This is a genomic window from Corynebacterium afermentans subsp. afermentans, assembly GCF_030408355.1.
GTDB classification, from domain to species: Bacteria; Actinomycetota; Actinomycetes; order Mycobacteriales; family Mycobacteriaceae; genus Corynebacterium; species Corynebacterium afermentans.
Window position 1 is genome coordinate 1,647,264 of sequence record NZ_CP046606.1, and the last position, 21,332, is coordinate 1,668,595.

Sequence of the window (21,332 nt, forward strand, 5' to 3'; positions counted from 1 at the left end):
CGCGAAGTCTACGTCATGGGCGCCTACCGGCGGGGCGGTTCCTGTCGACCGGTCAAAATATCTACCACCGAGCGAATCGCGGCGTCGCCGAGCGGCGGCACGGTGCGCTCCTTCTCGGGCGCCTGCTCGCGCGCGGGCGTGCGGGTGGTCGGCTCGACGGTGATGCTCAGCGTCTCGCCGTCGAGCTCCAGCCCAGTCTTGGGGTCAACGCCGGCCACGCGCGCGGCGTCCACCAGCGCAACAAGGTCTGCGAAGGTGGCGTTGTTCAGGTCGATGGTCATGTTCAGTGCCATGGGCTCGAGCATATTGCCTATCGACGCCACTCCGCCTCCCCGCCCCCCTGCCAGCGCCCGTGACCGCTCTTTCCGCTCCCCCACCCGCGGATCCAGCTAGTCGCACCTCGTTTTTCGCCCCCTGGGGGCGTTTAGCTGGCTCCTGATAGCTGGATCCGCGCAACGGGCCGGGCCGCCCCGCCCCCGCCCTAGTCGAACTCCAGCGACGGCACCTCGCCCCAAAACGCTTCCTCCACCACCTTGTGGGCGTGGCGGGTGATGCGCAGGTAGTCCTCCAAAAACTCCTGCTGATCGTCGGGGTCGTAGCCGGCGGAGCCCGCCACCTGCGCGAGCTGCGGGCCCGGCGCGGGCAGCTGGTCGGTGCGTTTGCCGGCAACGAGCACGATGGCGTTGCGGGCGCGGGTGGCGGTCAGCCACGCGGTGCGCAGCACCTCAGCGTCGGCGCCACGGATGACGGACGGGTCGTCGAGCTCGGCGAGGAAATCCAGCGCGTCCAGGGTGGAGGGGGTGCGCAGCTCCTCGTGGGTGTGGGCGTGCTGCATGGTCAAAAGCTGCACGGTCCACTCCACGTCCGCGAGCGCGCCGCGCCCGAGCTTGGTGTGGGTGGCGCGGTCGGCGCCGCGGGGCAGACGCTCGTTGTCCACGCGGGCTTTGATGCGGCGGATTTCCCGGATGTCGGCGGGTTTTGCGCCACCGGCCGGGTAGCGGAAGGCGTCGATGGCCTCTAGGAACGCATCCCCCACGCCGCGGTCGCCGGCGACGACTGCGGCGCGCAGCAGCGCCTGGCGTTCCCAGACTTCGCCCCATTCGCGGTAGTAGCGCTCGTAGCTGGCGATGGTGCGCACTACCGGGCCGGAGCGGCCCTCCGGGCGCAGCCCCAGATCCACTTCGAGGGGCGGGTCGCCGGAGGGGCGAGATAGGCGAGCGCGCATCTGGTCGACGATCTTCGCCGCCCAGGCGATAGCGCTGGCTTCATCGGCCGCTTCGCTCGGTTCGGCGACGATCATCACGTCGGCGTCGGAGCCGTAGCCGAGTTCGGCGCCGCCGAGGCGGCCCATGCCGATGACGGCGATGCGGGCCGGGGGCTCGTCGTGAGGCGAAGATGCGAGATCGGCGTGCACCTCGGCGCGAAGCGCGGCCTCGAGCACGGCCTCCCACACGTAGGTCAGCTCGAGGCAGACCTGGCGCGGCTCCATGAAACCGAGCAGGTCGACGGACGCGATGCGGGCGAGCTCCGCGCGGCGCAGCGAGCGCGCCACGGCGACGGCCTTGTCGGGGTCCGCCTGGTGGCGCTTGGCGGAGGCGATGATGGCCTTGTGCACTTGGTCGGGGGCGGCGTCGAGCAGCCGGGGGCCGTTGGAGCCGTCGCCGAGGAGTTTGACCACATCTGGTGCGGAGATGATCAGGTCGGAGGCGTACGGCGAGGTGCCCAGGATGTGCATGAGGCGTTGCGACGCCACGCCTTCGTCGCGCAGCATGCGCAGGAACCAGCTGCGGTCGACGGCGGCGTCGGAAAGCTTGCGGAAGTTCAGCAAGCCCTGGCCGGGATCGGCGGTGTCGGCGAGCCAGTGCATCAGGCTCGGCAGCAGGATCGCCTGCAGCTTGGCCTTGCGCGAGGTGCCCTTGACCAGCGCGGAGAGGTGATCGAAGGCGCGCGCCGGGTGGCGGTAGCCAAGCGCGGCCAGCTGGGCTTTCACAGCGTCCGCGGAGAGGGTGGCTTCGCCGACGGACATGTCCGCCACCGCGCCCAGCAGCGGGCGGTAGAACAGCCGCTCATGCAGGTCGGAGACGTCGCGGCGCACGCGTTTGAGCTCGCGGTACATCGCGTCCGGGGCGGTGCCGCGGTGGTTCGCGGTGAACCCGGCGGCGCGGGCGAGCCAGCGGTTGCGCTTCTCGTCGTCCGGCTCGGGCAGCTGGTGGGTGCGTTTGAAGCGCTGCAGCTGCAGCCGGTGCTCCAGAAGGCGCAAAAACTCGTATGCCTCGGTGAGCACGCGCGCGTCCTCGCGCCCCACGTAACCCGCCGCGGCCAGGGCAGACAAGGCGTCGAGGGTGTTGCGGGCACGCAGGGTGTCGTCGATGCGCCCGTGCACGAGTTGCAGCAGCTGCACGGCGAACTCGACGTCGCGAAGCCCGCCGGGGCCGAGTTTGAGCTCGCGGCGTCGCACCTCGGCCGGAACGTTTTCCAACACGCGCCGGCGCATGGCTTGGACGTCCTCGACGAAGGAATCGCGCTGGGATGCCTCCCACACCAGCGGCGCGATCGCCTCGGAGTACGCCCGCCCCAATTCCATCGTCCCGGTCTGCGGCCGCGCCTTCAATAGCGCCTGGAACTCCCAGGTCTCGGCCCATTTCCGGTAGTACGCCTGGTGCGATTCTAAGGTGCGCACCAGCGCGCCGGAGGTGCCTTCCGGCCGCAGGTTCGCGTCCACGTCGAAAAAGCACGCGGAGCCGATGCGCATCATCTCCGCGGCCACGCGCGTGATCTTCGGCGAGGCGGGCTCGGCCACGAACACGACGTCCACATCCGAGATGTAGTTCAGCTCGCCGGCGCCGCACTTGCCCATGGCGATCACGGCGAGCTGCGCGTCCGGTTCCTCGTCGCCGTAGACGTCGCGCACCGCCACCGCGAGTGCGGCTGTCAGTGCCGCGTCCGCGAGCCAGGTCAGCCGTTCGGTGGTGTAGCTGTAGCTCATGGATTCGCCCTCGCCGTAGCCCTTCACCGCGGCGAATGTGCCGGCGAGGTCGGCGGCGGCGATGCGCATCACCAGGTCGTGGTGGGTGGCGCGGAGCTTTTGCTTAGCGACGTCAACTTCGCCCTCCCCCGCCTTGTACAACCCCGGGCCGTCAGCGTCGACCCCCACGGCGGAAAGCATGGTGCGGTACAGCTCACCCTCATCCGGTAGGTCCTCGAGCAAAAGCCGCCACTGCTGCGGGTGCGCAATCAGGTGGTCCGATAGCGCGGTGGAGCCGCCCAGCAGCGCGAAAATGCGGGTGCGGAATACAGGAAAGTCGCGCAGCGCATCGAGCAGCTGCACCCAGCCACTTCCGAGCGCGTCGAAGAGCCGGTGGGCGTTGTTGAGCGCCAGGTCCGGGTCGCTTGTGCCGGCGAGGGTGTAGAGCGAAGCTTCGTCGATAAGCGAAAGCTCCTCGATGTCCTCGGCGGCGCGCGGGCTGGTCAGTCCGAGCTTGGCGGGTGAAATCACAGGTCGATCCCCGTATCGATCTCCCAGGGGGTGATCTGGGCGGTGTAGTCGTGCCACTCGGCCCACTTGGCGCGCAGGAAGAACTCGAAGACCTGCTCGCCCAGAACCTCCGCCATGAACTCGGAGCGTTCCATCTGGCGCAGCGCCTGGTCCAGCGAGTTGGGCAGGTCGCGGTACCCCATCGCGCGGCGCTCGCGGCGGGTCAGTGCGAACACGTCGTCGCGGGCGGGCTCGTCCAGCTCGTAGCCCTCCTCGATGCCCTTCAGGCCCGCGGCGAGCACCGCCGCGTACGCGAGGTAGGGGTTGCACGCCGAGTCCAACGAGCGCACCTCCGCCCGGCGCGAATCCGCCTTATGCAGGCGGTAGGTGGGCACGCGCACCATGGCAGACCGGTTGGAGATGCCCCAGGTAGCGGCGGTGGGCGCCTCCGAGCCGAACTGGAGGCGCTTGTAGGAATTGACCCACTGGTTGGTCACCGCGGAGATTTCGCCCGCGTGCTCGATGATGCCGGCGATGAACTGCCGGCCGGTTTTGGACAAACTGATCTCGTCGTCCGGGTCGTGGAAGGCGTTAGTGTCGCCTTCGAACAGGGAGAAGTGGGTGTGCATGGCCGAGCCCTCGAGGTCCTTGAACGGCTTGGGCATGAACGTGGCGTGCACGCCGTTCATCTCCGCGACCGTTTTCACGATGTAGCGGAAGGTGACAATGTTGTCGGCCATGGTCAGCGCGTCGGTGTGGCGCAGGTCGATCTCCTGCTGGCCCGGCGAGCCCTCGTGGTGGGAGAACTCGGTGACAATGCCCATGTACTCCAAGGCGGACACCGCCATGCGGCGCAGCTTCGGCGCCTCGTTGCGTTTGGCTTGGTCGAAGTAGCCGCCCTTGTCCGCAGGTGTTGGCGGCTGGTCGCCCTGGCCGGGTTTGACCACGTAGAACTCGATCTCCGGGCTGGCCACGAACTCGAAACCCATGTCGCGGGCGTTGGTGATCTGCCGGCGCAGCACCTGGCGCGGGTCGGCGTAGAGCGGGTCGCCGTCGGGCATGGTGATGTCGCAGAACATGCGCGCGGTTTGCAGGCCCGCCTCTCCGTCGAAGGGCAGCGGCTGGAACGTCGACGGGTCGGGCCGCAGCAGGGTGTCGGACTCGGAGACGCGGGAAAACCCCTCGATTGAGGAGCCGTCGAAGCCCACGCCCTCCTCGAAGGCGCTTTCCAGCTCCGCCGGCGACATCATCACGGTTTTCAGCGAGCCGAAGATGTCGGTGAACCAGAGGCGGATAAAGGCGATGTCCTGCTGCTCCACCATTCGCAGCACGTTGTCGGTTTGGGCGCTCATGCTGCTCAACTGTAGCGGGCCTTTGGACGCGGATAAGCAGGCTAAGCTTGGGGGTGACTAACCATTGAAGGAGGACAACGATCATGGCTGCACAAGCACCCGAGCAGTTCCTCGAGGTGGAGATCAAACTCGCCGTGGACGAGGGCACCGGCATGCCGGACCTGACGCAACTGCCCGGCGTGGAGGAGATCGCGAGCATGCGCGAGCACAACCTCTCCGCCGTGTACTACGACACGAAGGATCTGCGCCTGACGCGTTCCAAGATCACGCTGCGCCGCCGCACCGGCGGTGCGGATGACGGATGGCACCTGAAGTTGCCGAAGGAGGGCGGCCGCAACGAGGTGCGCATGCCTCTCGACGATCCTTCGGCCGTGCCCGAGGAACTTTTGGCCCAGGTGCGCTCGATCGTGCGCACCGAGGAACTGACTCCGGTGGCGCAGGTGGACAACCGCCGCGTGGAGATCACCCTGGCGGGTGAAGAAGGTGCTGTCGCGGAGTTTTGCGACGACCACGTCACCGCCTGGTCGCTGCTGCCCGGCGGCGAGCGCACCAGCTGGCGCGAGTGGGAGCTCGAGCTTGCTGAGGCGCTGGCCGGCACCGACGAGGGCAACACGCTGATCAACCAGGGCACCAGCTTTTTGATCTCGGCGGGCGCGCGCAAGTCGTCCTCGCCGTCGAAGCTGGCCACCGCGTTGGGCGATTCCGTTAAAACCGCTCCCCTGCCGCCGCACATGCGCGCCGAGCTGGAAGAGGACTCGCCGGCGGCGGCCGTGGTGGATTCCCTGCGCAAGCAGCGCGACGCCATCGTCGCCTGGGAGCCGCGCGTGCGCGCCGACGAGTTCGACTCGGTGCACCAGCTACGCGTGGCGACTCGCGAGATGCGCTCCCTGCTGGAGACTTTCGAGGGCATCTTGGAGGGTGAGCAGCTCACCGCGCTTGAGGACGAGCTGAAGCACGCCGCCGGGGTTTTGGGTGTGGCCCGCGACGCCGAGGTGGTGGAAGAGCGCTTCTTGGAGCTGTTGGATTCGGACGCGTCCGGGCTCGTGGACGACGCCGCCCGCGCGCACATCGCAGGCGACATGCGCCGCGACTACAACGAGGCCCACGCCGAGATCGTGGCCATGCTCGACTCAGAGCGCTTCATGGAGCTGCTGGACGCGATTGACGGGTTGTTGGCGCAACCGCCCGTCGCAAAGCAGGAGGCTTCTGAAAAAGCCCCGGCGGAGTCGAAGGAGGTCCTCTACGACCACCTCAAGCGCGGCTACAAGAAGCTGAAAAAGCGCCACGACAAGGTCGACGAGCACTACCACGACACCGACCTGCCGCTGCACGAGCGCGAAGACTACGTCCACGATGTGCGCAAGGCCGCGAAGAAGCTGCGTTACTCCGCCAACGCCGCGGCCGACGCGGGTTTGAAGGCGCGGCGTTTGGCCAAGGCGTGCAAGTCGCTGCAGTCCAAGCTGGGCGACTTCCAGGACGCCGTGACCTCGCGCGACCGCATCCAGCGCCTGGCAGAAGAGGCCCGCGAGCGCGGCGAGGACACCTTCGCCTACGGCATGCTCTACCAGCGCGAACTCGACCGCGGCGAGCAGGCCCTAAGCGGTTACGACAAGGCCGTGCGCGAGGTGCGCAAGGCGTTTAAGAAGATCAAGCCGTAAGCGTTTACTTCTCCCAGGACGGGGCCTCGCCCCAGTTGTCGTCCGCCTCGTCCTGGTTGTCGGCACTTTTGTTGCGCTGCGCGGCGATTTGCAGCGCGGACTCCGCCTCCTCGCGGGTGGCGTACGGGCCCATGCGGTTGTCCCAGGCGGCCTCCTTGCCCTGGGTGACCTCGCCGGTGGACGGGTTGTAGTAGTACTGCTCGTCTGCCATTTTCGTTCCTTTCGGGTGTTGTTTACCCGTCCGACTGTACCGGGGCGGTTGGTAGTGTGGGTGCGGTTAAAAGGAGCGTGACATGGCAGTGAGTAAAACCCCGTTTGAAACCCCCTCGGAGTCACCGGTGGAGCGCGTCCGCGCAGCGTCCGGGCGTGTCGCATCCGCGTCCGGCACGTGGGTGCTCATCGGCGAAAACGTCGACCACTTCGGCGGCGTAACACTGGTGGGAACGTCGTCGCTGCGCGCCGCGGCGGCGGTGTCCCCGCGCACGGACGGCGTGATCTCCATTGCGGCCCGCGGCCCGCTCGGCCAGGAGTTCTCGGCTCAGTTGCCTTACAGCGACGAGCCTGCCGACGGGCTCGCCCGCCGCTGGTGGGGGCTCGTGCACACACTCGTGCAGCGCCAGGTGCTCTCCCGCGACACGTCCGGGATGGACATCACCGTGGAGTCGGACGTGCCGGTCGGCGCGGGCCTTGGCGCGCTCTACGCCGCCGACGCCGCGATCGCGCTGGCCCTGGCCGGCGGGCACGACGACGTGGACACCGCCCCGTTTCGGGCCCGGCTGGCGGAAATCTGCTCGCACGCCGTGGACACCTACTCGTCGCTGCCGGTGCTGCGCGCCCGGCACTCGGTGGCCCTGCGCGGAGCCGAGGGAGTGTCGGTGGTGGATTACGCCGACGGCTCGCTGACCCAGGCGCCGCACCCCTCGCGCCACGGCGTGCGCGTGTTTTCCGTGTCCCAAGAGCTGGGCGCGCCGTTTACGCAGTCCCGCGAGGCGATCGCCGAGCGCCGCGCGTTCATCGACGCCGCCTGCTCCAACTTCGGAGTCTCCTCGCTGCGCCAGCTTCCCGACGCCCCGGGACGCGCCGTCCAATGGGTCGAGGCACGCCGCGCCGCGGGCGACACGAACGCGCCGGAGCCGGAGGCCGCGCGGCGCTGGGTGGCGTTCTGCGAATCGGAGACGCTGCGCTCACTTGCCGCGGCGAAGGCCCTGCGTTCGCGCCGCGCCAACGAGCTGTTTACGCTGCTCAACTCGCCTTCCGAGGCCCACGACTTGGCCTCCCCCGACGCCCTGGTAGCCCTGGCCCGCAAGCGTGGCGCCGTCGCCGCCCGGCCTGCCGCCATCGGCACCTCCGACGCTGTGATCGCGTTCGTGCCGGTGCAGGAGGCGGACTCGTTCGCGGCCGCGATGGCACGCGAGTTCGAGGTGGTGGAGGTCGCCGCCGGCGAACCGGCCCGCCTCGAGGGGTAGGCGGCGCTGTTCGGCCTAGTCCGCGGGCCAGGCGAAGCCGACCTCGCGGGCGCCAGGTTCCGCCCGCACGAGGGAGAACTTCGTCTCCGCGCCTTCCTCCGGTGCGCCCGCGGACGGCGCGAGCACCGGTGGGTCCACGATGAACACGCGCGCGGCGTCCTCCCCGCTTTTGAGCGTCACGCCGTCGAAGTTGTGGCCCACCCACGGCTCGAGCACGGTTGCTTCCGTTAGGTGCAGGCACGCCTTTTCCACGGTGTTGGCGAGCTGCGAGGACCGGCCCATCGTCTTGATCACCCGGGCGGCGTCGCGCTCGACCCACTCCGGTACGTCCTCACCTGCGCAGATGGCGAGGCAGACTTCGGTGGCGTAGCGGTCGATCAACCGCCGCAAGGGTGCGGTGACGTGCGAGTAGAACCCGCCGATACCGGCGTGCACCTCGGCCTGCTTCTCGGATAGGTCCACGTAGCCTGATCCGCGCAGGAGTTTTTGTGCCTCTCGCATCACCGCCATGCCGCGCGGGGTGTCGGCGTCCACGCCGGCGAGGAACTCGCCGATGTCGCCGGCGACGTCGTAGCCCAAGTTGCGTGCTTCTCGACGAAACTCCGCCTCCCCTCCCTCATCCGCCGGGCCCAACGTGCGCAGGAAGCCCACCCCGGCGTCGACCATCATCCGCCCCGCGACCATGCCGGTGAGCAGTGAGATTTCCGAGTTGTAGTCCATGACCGGGTGGCGCGGCTCGATGACCAGCTCGAACGTGTCGCCGTCGCCGACCACGCGCACAGACGGCAGGCGCAGGTTGATCGCGTGCCTGCGCAACGAGGACTGCTGCCGTAGCTGCCCCACCTCCTCCAGCAGCGCAATCGACGGGTGCACTGACCCTGCCTGCATGTCTTTGTGCACGCTTTCGTAGTCCAGCCGCGCCACGGAGCACACCAGCGCGCGCTCCACGTGCGCCGAATCGACTTCGCCGCGCTCGTCCAGCTCGAATGTCCAGAGCACTGCGGGCCGGTCCACGTCGGGAAGCAGCGAAGCGGAGCCCTCCGACAGCTCCTCCGGGTGCAGGCGCGCGGGCTCGTCGGGCAGGTAGATCGTCTGGCCGCGCTCCAGCGATTCGTCCGCCACCGCAGAATCGGGGTCCACGAACGCCGCCACATCTGCAATGGCGTAGCGCACCACGTAGCCGCCGCCAGAGCGGGACTCGATGTGCACCGCCTGGTCCAGGTCTTTCGATCCGACGGGATCGATGGTGACGAAGGGCACGGAGCGGGCGTCGATACGCAACTGCGAAAAGCGGTCCTGAAGCTGCGAGGCTTCCGTGTGGAGCTCCGGCGCGAACGTTGTGCGCACGTCGAATTCGCGCGCAATCGAGCGGAAGTTCAGGGGCGCGGCGTAGAGCTTCATAAGCAGCCATCGTGCCACGAAAAGGGCGAATGAGTCGGCCTATGAGCCGGATTCTGTTCCCCTTGCGGGGCGGCGACCATCCATCTGGACCTCCCATCGCTGGGGGCCTCAAGCAGCTACCTTCGGACTGGGCGGGCAGCCTACATCCGACGACCTCCGCCGTTTCGGGCGGGGGCTCTTGCCTTGCTCCCGGTGGGGTTTACCTGGCCACCTACGTCACCGCAGATGCCGGTGCGCTCTTACCGCACCCTTTCACCCTGACCTCGTTGCCGAGGCGGTCTACTTTCTGTTGCACTTTCCCGCGGATCGCTCCGGGTTGCTGTTAGCAACCACCGTGCCCTGTGGAGTCCGGACTTTCCTCGACCCGCGCCTGCCCCAAGGTTGGGGTGGTTCGCGGTGCCGCGGCCGCCCGGCCGGCTCATTCGCGAGGTACAGCATACGCTTTCCGCCGGTTGGAACGGAACTGCCGGGCATCGGTCGAGGATGCTTACCCAAGGATGCTTATCCCTCGAGAGCGTTGACGGGCATTTCTCGTGGCCACTCGAGAAGTAAGCGTTTAGGAGTAAGCATCCTCCCCCGGTAAGCATCCTGGGGTAAGCATCTAGCGCCGGAACCTACCCGCGGTGGTGTGCGACGTCGTTGACGCAGCGCACCACACCGAAATCTCCGTAGTAGTCCACGACACTGATGCTGGCCAGGTCCAAAAACACGTGCTTGAACAGCTCCGGCCCGGCGCCGAGGGCCTGGCGCAGGAACGACTTCACCGGCGTCATGTGCGTGACCACCAGCACTGTTTGCCCCTCGTAGCGCTCCTGCAGCTTCTCCCGTGTCCGCGACACGCGGCGGTGCAGCGCGGTCAGAGACTCGCCAGACGGGGGCGCGTTGTTCGGCGAGGACTGCCACGTCTCAAACGTCTCCGCATCGCGCGCCACGGCCTCGTCGCGGGTGAGCCCCTCGAAGTCGCCGAAGTCGAGCTCGCGCAGCCCCTCGTCCACCACCACGTCGAGCCCCAGCGCGCCCGCGGCGATGCGGGCGGTGCCCTGCGCGCGAGCCTGCGGCGAGGCCACAACGGCGTCGATGCGCCCGAATTTGCGCAGTGCGTCGGCGGCCCGGCGCGCCTGGTCGCGGCCGGTGTCGGTCAGCTCCGGATCGGACGTGCCGGAGAAGCGCTGCTCGGCGGAGTGCTGGGTCTGTCCGTGGCGCAGCAGGATGAACCGGGTGCGCGGGGCGTCGGAGCCGGCCCAGTGCGCGGGGCTGGCGGTCTGGTGCGAGGGCTTCTCGACGTCCTCCGGTTCCCCCCGCTTCTCCCCCACCCACACGCCGGTGCCTGTGACGATGCCGGGCGCGTCACCACGGGCGGCGGCGTCCATGGCCACATTCGACAGCTCGTCGGCCTTCTTGTTCTTCGCGCGCGGAACCCAGGTGTAGGTGACCTTCTCAAACGACGAGGCCAGATCGCGAGCTTCGCGCGCCAGTTTCTGCATGTCGGGGTGTTTGATTTTCCAGCGGCCGGTCATCTGCTCGACAACCAGCTTGGAATCCATGAACACGTCCACGTGCGTCGCCCCGACCTCTCGGCATGCCTCAAGGCCGCGCACCAAGCCGTAGTACTCGGCGACGTTGTTGGTGGACTTTTTGCCCACGACGTAGGCGATCTCGCCCAGGGTCTCCCCGGAAGCGTCGTAGACCACGGAGCCGGATCCGGCGACACCCGGGTTGCCGCGTGAGCCGCCGTCGCAGTACATGGAAACCTGCATCAGCTACTCCGCCGGAGAAACCCGCACCAGCAGCGTGCCGCAGTTCGGGCAGGTGGGCAGTTCGTCTTCCGGCTCGCCGAGCACCTCGGCGCGCTCGGCCGGCGGCAACTGGATGAAGCAGCCGCCGCAGGCGCGGCCGTTGAACTTGGCGGCGCCGATGTCGTCGTAGGCGCGGAGCACATCGTCAGGCAGCTGCCCCCGCAGCGCATCCACGTCCAGGTCATCTTCCTCCGGCAGGGCGTCGACGGCGCGCTGGGCGGCCTCGACCTTGCGGTTGGCTTCGTCGACGCGGGCGGCGTGGACGTCGCGGTTGTTGCGCAGCGCGGCGATCTCGTTGTGCGCCTCCTTCAGCTCGGACAAAAGGTCCGCGATGCGGGATTTGGCGGCGTAGCGGTCGTGCTCGAGGTCCTTGCGGCGCTCCGGGTCGGTCTCGGCGGACAGCTGGCGCTTGTCGTCCAACTCGCGCTTTTTCAGCTTCCGCTCGTCTTCCTGGATGCGCAGGATTTCCAGCTCCATGTCGTCGACTGCGAGTTGGGCTGCGGCGGAGGCGTCGGTCAGACGCTTGCGCTCGTCGATAAGCTTTTGCAGCTCCTGCTCCTCGGGGCGCACGCGCGGCTGGGAAGACGCGGCGTCTGCCTGCGCGAGCTGCAGGAGGACGGGCTGCAGGTCTTTGGAAAGGTGCATCGTTTCTCCTTACTCGGGGTGCGCGGAGATGGTCCACGGGTCCGTGCGGATGTGCAGGATCTCGGTGTCCACGCTCAACGGAGCCACGATACTCTCCGCCTGCTCGGTCCAGGGAAACTCGCTGGCCCAGTGGGCGGTGTCGATCACGGCCGGCCCGCCGGTGCGCAGGTGCTCGTCCACCGGGTGGTGGCGCAGGTCGGAGGTGACGTAGACGTCCACGCCGAGCTTAGCTACATCGGCGAGGAAGCTGTCGCCGGAGCCCGAGGACACCGCGACGCGTCGCACGATCTGGTCCGGGTCGCCGGCGGCGCGCACGCCCCACGCGGTTTCCGGCAGCGCGTTTGCCACCTGCTGGGTGAACTCGCTAAGCGTCATCGGCTCTTCCAGCTCGCCGATGCGGCCCAGGCCGGTCGCCGTGTCGAGGTCGCTGGTGTCGGCCATCTGCACCACGTCGAACGCGGGTTCTTCGTAGGGGTGGGCTTCGCGCAGCTTCTCGACGATCCTCCGGCGGTCCCGCGCCCGAGCCACAAACTCGATGCGGATCTCGTCCGCTGTGTAGTGCGCACCCACGGCCCCGTCGGTGGGGTTCGCGCCGTCGACGGGGGTGAACTCGCCGGTGCCCTCGAAGGAGAAGGCGCACTCGCGGTAGTCGCCGATCGCGCCGGCGCCGGCTTCGAACAGCGCGCGTTTCAGGTCCGCGGCGGCTGCCGGCGGGACGTGCACGCCCCAGCGATCGGTGGCGTCCAGGGTGACGGGTTTGATCGGGCGGCCAGGCGTGATGCCGACGAGCTCCGCCAGCTTGTCCGAGACACCCGGGCGGGCCGAATCGGCGTTGGTGTGCGCGGCGAACAGCGCGCAGCCGCCGGCCAGCAGAGTGTGGATGACCTTGCCCTTCGGCGTGTTCGCCGCCACGGAGTGCACGCCGCGCAAAAGCAGCGGGTGGTGCACGACCAGCAGCTGGGCACCTGCGGCGACGGCACGCTCGGCCACCTTTTGGGTGCAGTCGAGCGCGAAGGCCACCTTGGTCACCTTCGCGTCCGGGTCGCCGCAGATCAGCCCCACCTGGTCCCAGCTTTCCGCCAGCGCAGGCGGGTAGGCCGCCTCGAGCGCGTCAACAACTGTCTGCACTGTTACGTCTGTCATGGCAGCCAGCCTACAAATTTGGAACAGTGGGCAGGTGTGAACGCCACTTTGCTTTTCGACGTCGACGGCACGCTGATCGACTCCTTCCCCGGCATCAGGCACGGCTTCCTAGTCGGTCTGGAGGCAGTGGGGTGGGACACACCCAGCGAGGAATTTATCCGCCGCATCCCCGGCCCGCCCATGCCGGAGACGATGCGCTCGCTCGGCATGTCTGCCGCGCAGGTAGAAACCGCCATGCGCGCCTACTCGGACTACATGTCCGGCGAGGGCTGGCAGCGCTTCGAGGTCTACCCCGGCATGGATGCGCTGGTGCAGCGCTTAGCCGGGGAGGGCTACCGCGTGTGCACGGCGACGTCGAAAAGCGAACGCTTCGCACGCGCCGCGCTGGAACGCGCGGGGCTTTTGGAACACATTGATTTCCTCGGCGCCGCGTCAAATGACGGAAAGCGCGCGAAGAAGGTCGACGTGATCCGGCACGTGCTGGATCAGGCCGCGCCCGAGCGCCCGCTGATGGTCGGCGACCGGCTGCACGACTTCCAGGGCGCCAAAGAGTTTGGCATCCCGAGCGTGGCCATGACCTGGGGCTACGGCGCTGACCAAGAGTGGGATTTGGCCGACTATGTGGCGCGCGACGCCGCCGAGCTAGAAAGGATTATCCGTGAGTTCTAAATTGCACATCGACTTTGTGTGCACCGGCAACATCTGCCGCTCCCCGATGGCGGAGGTGATCGTCCGGGAGAAATTGGCGCAGGAGGGGCTTGCGGACGCGGTCACGGTGACGTCGTCAGGCATTGGCGGCTGGCACGTGGGGCACAAGGCCGACGAGCGGGCGCGCGCGGAGCTGGCGGCCCACGGCTACGACGGCGAGGCGCACCGCGCCCAACAGTTCGGGTTTGCGCAGGAGCAGGCGGACCTCATCGTCGCGCTGGACACGAACCACGTCTCCGAGCTGGTCGCCCGCGGTGTGGACGAGGACAAGGTGCGCCTCATCCGTTCGTTCGACCCCGCTGCTGAGGAAGGCGCCGGCGTGGCCGACCCCTACTACGGCGGGCCCCAGGGCTTCACCGTCGTGCGCGAGCAGATCGAGTCCGCAGCTGACGGCATTATTGCCTGGGTGCGCAAGCGACTAGACTGACCCGGCGTGAGCGCCAACAATCAATCGTCCAAGCCGTGGTGGCGGCAGATGCTTACCCCCGGCTGGGTCATCGCGGCGCTGTTAATCGGGGTGTTCTCCTACTACGCGTTTACGTTCCTGGCGCCGTGGCAGCTGGGCAAAAACGAGGCGCTTGTAGAGCGTAACGAGCACATCTCCGCCGCCTTCGAGCATGACCCGGAGCCGTTGACCTCCCGTGTCGGCGCCGACGGTTCCCTGGGGGCCGACGCCGAGTGGTCCCGCGTGGTCGCCACCGGCCGCTACACCGGCTCCGACGTGTTACTTCGCCTGCGGCCCGTCGACGGCACGCCCGCCTTCCAGGTCCTCACCCCGTTTGTGCTGGACGACGGTCGCGCGATCGTCGTCCACCGCGGCTGGGTGAAGGCCGAAAACTCCACTCAGGTGCCCGCCGTGGAACCGGCGCCGACCGGCGAGGTCACCATCACCGGCCTGCTGCGCGCCGATGAGGGCGAGCACCCCAACCCGCCCATGCACGAGCAGGGCTACGACATGGTCTACTCCATCAGCCCCGCGCAGGTCGGCTCGCTGACCGGCACCGATGTGGTCTCGCCATACTTGCAGCTCCTCGGCGGCGAAGCGGGCGTGCTCGACCCGATCCCGCTGCCGCAGCTCGAAACAGGCAACCACCTCTCCTACGGGCTGCAGTGGATCCTGTTCGGCCTCGCCGCCCCCGCCGGCCTGATCTACTTCCTCTACTCCGACTCCCGCGAGCGGCGCCGCTTCGAAGCCGAGCAGGAGCAATTGCTTCTCGACGACACCACCGCCGCCGGCAGCCCCGACCCCGTTGCTCCCGCTGCCCCTAGTCGCCAGCGCTACGGCTCGTCGCGCGCCAACCCGTGGGCCAAGGCCTACGATAAGGAAAAAGAACGCTAGCTTCGCCCGCCTGAAAGGGGACGGTTGACCGTGATTGATGCCGAACAGCTCCACTCCGCCCTGTTCACCCTGGAAGCGGCAGGTGTTGGTTTGGCGAACGGCATCGAAACCGACGACATCGACGACGCCGTCGCCGACCACCCCGTCACGTTTGGCAGTCGGCCCTTCGCGGTGTTGTCCCAGGTGGCGCAGCTTGCCGAGTCCGCCGACGACGAGGAGGCGCTGTTCGTCCTCGCCCACCCCGGTTCCTTGGAAACCCGCGCCGCGCGCGCCTGCACCGCCGCCGGCGTCGAGCTGTGGGACCTCGCCGTCGTCCCCGACGCCAAAGGCTCCGTGGCAGGCTCCGCCCGGGTGCGGTTTTCCGAGTGGGACGTCGCCGACGTGCCCTTCTCCGGCCCCTCCCCCTGCTTCGAGCTGGCCATCCTCGCCGCCGTCGAGTCCCGCCCCTTCGCCTGACCGGCCCCCAAAAAGACAGCGCAAACCCTGGGCACCAAACCCTGGGTTCGCGCAAAAATAGGCGGCGGGATCAAGCGGTTAATGCGCCACGATTGAATATTTGCTGGAGTATCTCACGTGGGGTTGCTCCGCCGAGGACTTGTCGTGGTGTGTCGTTGAGTTCGTCTTGTACCCAGGCGACGTGCTCGGGGGTTACTTCGGCGAAGTCGGTGCCCTTTTTGTAGAAGCGGCGGCGGATCTCACCGTTGGTGTTCTCGTTGGTCGGCCGCTGCCACGGCGCGTGCGGATCGCAAAAGTACACCTCGCAGCCGTCTTTGATGCGCACACGTGCGGTTTCAGCCATTTCCACGCCTTGATCCCAGGTGATGGTCTTGAGCTGTTCAGCGTTGAGGTCTTTGACCATCTGCTGGATCGTTGCAATCACCGTCATCGATGTGTGTTCGGTGGGCAGATGACCAAGCAGGGTGTAGCGGCTGGTGCGCTCCACCAGGGTAATCAGCGCGCTTTTGCCGCCGGTGCCGATAACAAGATCGCCTTCCCAGTGCCCGGGGATTGCCCGGTCGTCAGCCTCTGGGCTGCGCTTGGTGATTTCAGCACCTTTGATCCACGGCTTACCGGTGAGCACACCGGCATTACGGGGCCGAGCTTTTCGCCGCTTGCCGCCGCGGATGAGCACATCTTGGGTCTTCATCACCGCTTCAAGCTCGGCGCGCAAGCTGCCTTTGCCCTGGATGTACAAGGCACTGTAGATCGCTTCGTGGGAAATACGCATGCTTTCATCATCGGCGAAAGCATGCTGAAGCCACACACTGATGCGCCCGGGCGACCACCGGCGGGCAAGACACGTCACCACCACAGCACGAAGTGCCGGGTTGTCGTCAAGCTTGCGCACCTTCGGCCGGTGCGCACGCGCCTTGGCGCCCAGGCCGGCTTGCCGGGCGTTGTAGTACACCGTGGCCTCACCGTCTTCGCCGGGAACTTCCCACCCGTTGCGGGCGATTTCCCGGCTGATCACGCTATGGTGGCGCCCCAGAAGTGCTCCGATCTGCCTGGCTGACATTCCCTGGCTGCACCCATGTTGGATCGTCAGGCGGTCTTCATACGACAGTCGGACCCCGCGGCCGACTTTCACACGGTCCTCGGCATAGTCGGCAGGCGCGTGGCCTGCCTGTGTTTTCATTGGTGCTGGCACGGAATCAACTTTGCTGTGTGCAGGTGGTTTTACCGTGCAAGCCTCCGGCGTGTCCGCGCGCTGTGACGCATCACGGTTTCCGCCCGCCTTCTCCTGGCGTGCTTGCTGCACCCAGCGATACACCGAATTCGCAGACCGGTCGAACGCCGCCGCAACCTCGTCAACCGGCTCACCAGCCAGCACCCGTGCGACCGCGTCAGCTTTCTGCTGCGGGGTGATGCGGGGCTTTTGCTGCAGTTCGGTGAGCACACCGACTTTCGCCAACCGCTGGTACAACGCCCCTGGTGACATGCCTAACGTCGCAGCCGCATCCGGTACCGACATACCTGAAGCCACCAGCGCCACCGCCTCGTCGATGAGCTGGTCACGTGCACGTGCCAACGCCTTCTTCGGCGGGAGCACGCCTGCTTGCTTGACCCATTCATAAACCGTGGCCTCTGCCACACCGGCCTCACGAGCAATCTCGCCGACATCATCGCCTGCAACAAGCCGCGCCACAGACGCAGCCTTCACATCCTTCGGAGTCCAACGACCAGCCACAACAACCTCCAAGTCGAGGTGGCGCATTCACCCACTGACAACTCCGGCCGATGCCGGGGTTTGGCCCCCAGGGTCTGCGGGCGGTCGCGCCCTTCCCAGGGTTTGCGGGCGGTCAAGCCCCATCCCAGGGTTTGCGGGCGGTCAAGCCCCATCCCCGCGCTAGATGCTTACTCCTAAACGCTTACTTCTCGACGAACCCCCGGCCGCGCCCGCTACTGCACTCGAGGAGTAAGCATCCTGGGGTAAGCATCTAGGCCGGGTAAGCATTCTGGGGTAAGCATCCTCGGCCGAGATGAGTTGAGTTACCCAGCCAACAGCAGTTTTCGCTTCCCACACGGGCTCTGCTAGTCTGCTTGCTACGCGCGCCGTTAGCTCAGCTGGAAGAGCAACTGGTTTACACCCAGTAGGTCGGCGGTTCGAGCCCGTCATGGCGCACCAGATCGATGGTCCCGATCCGGCATTCCGGAACGGGACCATTCGCATTGCTGCCTAGCCCCGCCACGCGGCCAGCGCTGGCCAAAACCCCCGGCGCGGCTAGCGGTTGCGCGGGGTGAGGCAGGATGCCTGCCAGGCGCCGAAGCGTTCCGCCTTCGTCTGGGTGAAGCCGGCGAGCTGCGCGGACTCGGCGATTTCGCTGGGCGGGACCACCCCGGCGGAACCCTCGGAGCCGGCCCCGGGGGTCATCAGCCAGATGCGGCCGCCGGGGCCGAGGCCGCGGGAGACGTCGACGAGATCGTCGACGAGGTCGCCGTCGCCGTCGCGGAACCAGAGGAGGATGGTGTCGCAGGGTTCGTCCGCGTCTTCGTCGAGAAGCTCGGCCCCGATGGCATCCTCGATGGCCTCCGAGATGGCGGAATCCGCGTCCTCGTCCCAGCCGATCTCCTGCACAACATCACCCGGTTTTACCCCCAGGCGGGATGCGTAGGTGTCCACTCCTGTGGCACTCAAAACTCCATGTCCTCCGTTTTTATCAAGATGTGGTTTGGGCGACAGCTTAACGTCGAGAAGCAAAGAATGCTCGCAAACCCGTGATTAGTCTCACCAAAGAGTACCCGCTGTAAGACCGCACGCGCGCGAGCACGTATCCTTGGGGCGTATTGCCCGACTGAAGCCAGGAGGTTGAAGTGGCCCAGAAAGAGACCAACATGGAAGACGCTCGCGCGAAGACCGCGTCCGAAGTTGACACCAACATCCTCTCGCTGCGCGAAGGCGTGGCGTCTTACCTGCACGACGCGGACCCCGAGGAAACCCAGGAATGGATGGACTCCCTCGACGGGCTGCTCGAGGAATCCGATCCGGAGCGCGCCCGCTACCTCATGCTGCGCCTGATCGAACGCGCCAACGCGAAGCGTGTGCCGCTGCCGGCACTGTCCTCGACCGACCTGGTCAACACCATCCCCACCAAGCTCGAGCCGGAATTCCCGGGCGACGAGCAGATTGAGAAGCGCTACCGCCGCTGGATGCGCTGGAACGCCGCGGTGATGGTGCACCGTGCGCAGCGCCCCGGCATCGGCGTCGGCGGCCACATCTCCACCTACGCATCCGCAGCGGCGCTCTACGAGGTCGGCTACAACCACTTCTTCAAGGGCAAGGACGCGCCGCAGGGCGGCGACCAGGTCTTCTTCCAGGGCCACGCCTCCCCCGGCATGTACGCCCGCGCCTTCATGGAAGGCCGCCTGAGCGAAGACGACATGGACGGCTTCCGCCAGGAGCACTCCCGCGAGCAGGGCGGCCTGCCGTCCTACCCGCACCCGCACGGCATGCCTAAGTTCTGGGAGTTCCCCACCGTGTCCATGGGCCTGGGGCCGATGAACGCCATCTACCAGGCACGTTTTAACAAGTACCTGCAGGACCGCGGCATCAAGGACACCGACCAGCAGCACGTCTGGGCGTTCCTCGGCGACGGCGAGATGGACGAGCCGGAATCCCGCGGCCTGATCCAGATGGCCTCCCTGTACGGCCTGGACAACCTCACCTTCGTGATCAACTGCAACCTGCAGCGTCTCGACGGCCCGGTGCGCGGCAACGGCCAGATCGTCCAGGAGCTGGAGAGCTTCTTCGTCGGCGCCGGCTGGAACGTGATCAAGGTCGTGTGGGGCCGCGAGTGGGACGAACTGCTGGAAAAGGATGAGGACGGCGCGCTCGTCCACATCATGAACACCACCAAGGACGGCGACTACCAGACCTTCAAGGCCAACGACGGCGCCTACGTCCGCGAGCACTTCTTCGGCCGCGACGAGCGCACCAAGAAGCTCGTCGAAGACATGACCGACGAGGAAATCTGGAACCTGCGCCGCGGCGGCCACGACTACCGCAAGGTCTACGCCGCCTACAAGCGCGCCCTGGACACCAAGGGCAAGCCGACCGTCATCCTCGCCCACACCGTCAAGGGCTACGGCCTCGGCCACAACTTCGAGGGCCGCAACGCCACCCACCAGATGAAGAAGCTGGCCCTGGAGGACCTCAAGCTCTTCCGCGACAAGCAGCAGATCCCCATCTCCGACGAGGAGCTGGAGAAGGATCCGTTCATGCCGCCGTACTACCACCCCGGCGAGGACGCCGAGGAGATCAAGTACCTGAAGAAGCGCCGCGAGGAGCTCGGCGGCTACCTGCCGGAGCGCCGCCAGGACTACTCCCCGGTCGAGCTTCCGGAGTTTGAAAAGACCTTCAAGGCGCTGTTCAAGGACTCCGGCAAGCAGGAAGTCGCCTCCACCATGGCGCTCGTGCGCACCTTCAAGGCGCTCATGCGCAACAAGGAGCTGGGCAAGCGCATCGTCCCGATCATCCCGGACGAGGCCCGCACCTTCGGCCTGGACTCCTGGTTCCCCACCCTGGGCATTTACAACCCGAACGGCCAGAACTACGTGCCGGTGGACCACGACCTGCAGCTGTCCTACAAGGAGGCCACCGACGGCCAGATCCTGCACGAAGGCATCAACGAGGACGGCTCGTCGGCCTCCTTCATCGCCGCGGCGACGTCCTACGCCACCCACGGCGAGCCGATGATCCCGATGTACATCTTCTACTCGATGTTCGGCTTCCAGCGCACCGGCGACAACTTCTGGGCCGCCGGCGACCAGATGGGCCGCGGCTTCATCATCGGCGCCACCGCCGGCCGCACCACCCTGTTCGGTGAGGGCCTGCAGCACATGGACGGCCACTCCCCGATCCTGGCGTCCACCAACCCGGCCGTCATCCCGTACGACCCGGCGTTCGCCTACGAGATGCCGTACATCATCTCCAAGGGCATCGAGCGCATGTACGGCCAGGGCGCCGACAAGGACGAGAACGTGATGTACTACATCACCGTCTACAACCAGCCCCACCACCAGCCGGCACGCCCGGAGAACCTGGACGTGGAGGGCCTGCACAAGGGCATCTACCTTTACGACGAAGGCAAGGACCTGGACAACAAGGTCTCCCTCCTCGCCTCCGGCGTGGGCATGCAGCAGGCGCTGCGCGCCCAGGAGATCCTGCAGGAGCAGTACAACGTCGGCGCCGCGATCTACTCCGTGACCTCCTGGACCGAGCTTGCCCGCGAGGGCCAGGCCAAGGCCGCCGAGCAGCTGCGCAACCCGAGCGAAGAAGTCGGGGAGGCATTTGCCACCAAGCAGCTGAAGCAGACTGAAGGGCCCTACATTGCGACCTCGGACTTCGCCTCCGACCTGCAGGAGCAGATCCGCGCCTACGTCCCGGGCCAGTACATCGTGCTCGGCGCCGACGGCTTCGGCTTCGCCGACACCCGCGAGTCCGCCCGCCGCTACTTCAACATCGACGCCGAGTCCATGGCCGTCGCCGCCCTGCTCGGCCTGGCCAACGAAGGCAAGATCGACCGCTCCGTGGCTGCCCAGGCGGCCAAGGACCTGAAGATCGACGACCCGACCGCCACCGCCGCCGACGAGGACGGCGAGGACGTCGGCCCGGAGAACGCCGCCGAGTAGGGGGTTATCTCGGGCCTTAGGGTCTTAGGGCTTTAGGGGCGTTCCGGTTTCGGAGCGCCCCTTTTGTCGTGGGTTTTTGGTTGTTTGGTGGCGTTTGGTGGGTGCGGATTGGCGGGTGCGCTGACAGATTACGACGGACACTTGCGCCGACCTGGGCCGATGCGGGCCCGGCTGACAGATTCCGCCGCGATCCGTCATGGAGCGCCGCCCGCTAGGCGTG

Annotated in this window: 17 protein-coding genes, 1 tRNA gene, 1 other RNA gene and 1 pseudogene; 8 read left to right on the plus strand and 12 right to left on the minus strand. The window is 67.1% G+C overall.

What is annotated here, in order from left to right; genetic code table 11:
• Positions 1-23: 23 nt before the first annotated feature.
• The 3 genes from CAFEA_RS07870 to CAFEA_RS07880 form a co-directional block, all read right to left on the minus strand.
• The gene (locus CAFEA_RS07870) at positions 24-293 is read right to left on the minus strand and encodes a hypothetical protein (protein ID WP_034999193.1); all 270 of its coding nucleotides are present in this window, start codon (positions 291-293) and stop codon (positions 24-26) included.
• A 188-nt stretch (positions 294-481) separates the two neighbouring features.
• Positions 482-3,496, minus strand: a complete 3,015-nt coding sequence (locus CAFEA_RS07875; protein ID WP_253705030.1) for a bifunctional [glutamine synthetase] adenylyltransferase/[glutamine synthetase]-adenylyl-L-tyrosine phosphorylase — start codon at positions 3,494-3,496, stop codon at positions 482-484.
• Entirely contained in the window at positions 3,493-4,827 is a 1,335-nt protein-coding gene (locus CAFEA_RS07880; RefSeq protein ID WP_034998459.1) for a glutamine synthetase family protein, read from the minus strand. Before CAFEA_RS07880 ends, CAFEA_RS07875 begins: the two co-directional genes overlap by 4 nt.
• Before the next feature lie 83 nt (positions 4,828-4,910).
• On the opposite strand from CAFEA_RS07880, the gene CAFEA_RS07885 reads away from it, so the two are divergent.
• Positions 4,911-6,485 (plus strand): CYTH and CHAD domain-containing protein, encoded by a 1,575-nt coding sequence (locus tag CAFEA_RS07885; protein ID WP_063938839.1) that lies wholly within the window; start codon positions 4,911-4,913, stop codon positions 6,483-6,485.
• Between the two features lie 4 nt (positions 6,486-6,489).
• Here CAFEA_RS07885 and CAFEA_RS07890 read toward each other — a convergent pair whose 3' ends face one another.
• Positions 6,490-6,696 (minus strand): hypothetical protein, encoded by a 207-nt coding sequence (locus tag CAFEA_RS07890; protein WP_034998455.1) that lies wholly within the window; start codon positions 6,694-6,696, stop codon positions 6,490-6,492.
• A gap of 82 nt (positions 6,697-6,778) precedes the next feature.
• On the opposite strand from CAFEA_RS07890, the gene CAFEA_RS07895 reads away from it, so the two are divergent.
• Positions 6,779-7,951, plus strand: coding sequence for a hypothetical protein (locus CAFEA_RS07895; RefSeq protein ID WP_063938840.1), 1,173 nt, complete (start codon positions 6,779-6,781; stop codon positions 7,949-7,951).
• A gap of 15 nt (positions 7,952-7,966) precedes the next feature.
• On the opposite strand, the gene CAFEA_RS07900 is transcribed toward CAFEA_RS07895, so the two are convergent.
• From CAFEA_RS07900 to CAFEA_RS07920, 5 genes are all read right to left on the minus strand, one after another.
• Positions 7,967-9,352: an RNB domain-containing ribonuclease gene (locus CAFEA_RS07900; protein WP_063938870.1), complete on the minus strand. Its 1,386-nt coding sequence runs from the start codon at positions 9,350-9,352 to the stop codon at positions 7,967-7,969.
• A 26-nt stretch (positions 9,353-9,378) separates the two neighbouring features.
• An RNA gene (gene rnpB, locus CAFEA_RS07905) (RNase P RNA component class A) lies at positions 9,379-9,773 on the minus strand.
• 193 nt (positions 9,774-9,966) lie between these two features.
• The gene (locus CAFEA_RS07910; protein ID WP_063938841.1) at positions 9,967-11,109 is read right to left on the minus strand and encodes a bifunctional RNase H/acid phosphatase; all 1,143 of its coding nucleotides are present in this window, start codon (positions 11,107-11,109) and stop codon (positions 9,967-9,969) included.
• Positions 11,110-11,112: 3 nt separating this feature from the next.
• Positions 11,113-11,793 carry a zinc ribbon domain-containing protein gene (locus CAFEA_RS07915; RefSeq protein ID WP_063938842.1) on the minus strand — a complete coding sequence of 227 codons (681 nt, stop codon included), beginning with the start codon at positions 11,791-11,793 and terminating at the stop codon, positions 11,113-11,115.
• Between the two features lie 9 nt (positions 11,794-11,802).
• The gene (locus CAFEA_RS07920) at positions 11,803-12,936 is read right to left on the minus strand and encodes a Nif3-like dinuclear metal center hexameric protein (protein WP_063938843.1); all 1,134 of its coding nucleotides are present in this window, start codon (positions 12,934-12,936) and stop codon (positions 11,803-11,805) included.
• Between the two features lie 36 nt (positions 12,937-12,972).
• Here CAFEA_RS07920 and CAFEA_RS07925 point away from each other — a divergent pair, with 36 nt between their 5' ends.
• The 4 genes from CAFEA_RS07925 to CAFEA_RS07940 are packed head-to-tail and all read left to right on the plus strand — an operon-like array spanning position 12,973 to position 15,439.
• Positions 12,973-13,605 carry an HAD-IA family hydrolase gene (locus tag CAFEA_RS07925; protein ID WP_063938844.1) on the plus strand — a complete coding sequence of 211 codons (633 nt, stop codon included), beginning with the start codon at positions 12,973-12,975 and terminating at the stop codon, positions 13,603-13,605.
• Complete coding sequence (locus tag CAFEA_RS07930; protein WP_076589871.1) at positions 13,595-14,071, plus strand: low molecular weight protein-tyrosine-phosphatase; 477 nt, start codon at positions 13,595-13,597, stop codon at positions 14,069-14,071. Before CAFEA_RS07925 ends, CAFEA_RS07930 begins: the two co-directional genes overlap by 11 nt.
• Before the next feature lie 6 nt (positions 14,072-14,077).
• Positions 14,078-14,983: an SURF1 family cytochrome oxidase biogenesis protein gene (locus CAFEA_RS07935; protein ID WP_253705032.1), complete on the plus strand. Its 906-nt coding sequence runs from the start codon at positions 14,078-14,080 to the stop codon at positions 14,981-14,983.
• Positions 14,984-15,013: 30 nt separating this feature from the next.
• A complete protein-coding gene (locus tag CAFEA_RS07940) occupies positions 15,014-15,439 on the plus strand; it encodes a hypothetical protein (protein ID WP_143313160.1) in 426 nt (141 codons plus the stop codon).
• Positions 15,440-15,509: 70 nt separating this feature from the next.
• Here CAFEA_RS07940 and CAFEA_RS07945 read toward each other — a convergent pair whose 3' ends face one another.
• A complete protein-coding gene (locus CAFEA_RS07945) occupies positions 15,510-16,619 on the minus strand; it encodes an IS30 family transposase (RefSeq protein ID WP_290183919.1) in 1,110 nt (369 codons plus the stop codon).
• 93 nt (positions 16,620-16,712) lie between these two features.
• Positions 16,713-17,198, minus strand: a pseudogene (locus CAFEA_RS11330) (transposase); the annotation flags it as partial.
• Between the two features lie 335 nt (positions 17,199-17,533).
• Here CAFEA_RS11330 and CAFEA_RS07955 point away from each other — a divergent pair.
• A tRNA-Val gene (locus tag CAFEA_RS07955) sits at positions 17,534-17,609 on the plus strand.
• Between the two features lie 96 nt (positions 17,610-17,705).
• On the opposite strand, the gene CAFEA_RS07960 is transcribed toward CAFEA_RS07955, so the two are convergent.
• Positions 17,706-18,119 (minus strand): DUF3052 domain-containing protein, encoded by a 414-nt coding sequence (locus CAFEA_RS07960; RefSeq protein ID WP_063938134.1) that lies wholly within the window; start codon positions 18,117-18,119, stop codon positions 17,706-17,708.
• A 197-nt stretch (positions 18,120-18,316) separates the two neighbouring features.
• Between CAFEA_RS07960 and aceE the strand changes: the two genes are divergently transcribed.
• Positions 18,317-21,112, plus strand: a complete 2,796-nt coding sequence (gene aceE, locus CAFEA_RS07965; RefSeq protein WP_063938185.1) for a pyruvate dehydrogenase (acetyl-transferring), homodimeric type — start codon at positions 18,317-18,319, stop codon at positions 21,110-21,112.
• Positions 21,113-21,332: the final 220 nt, after the last annotated feature.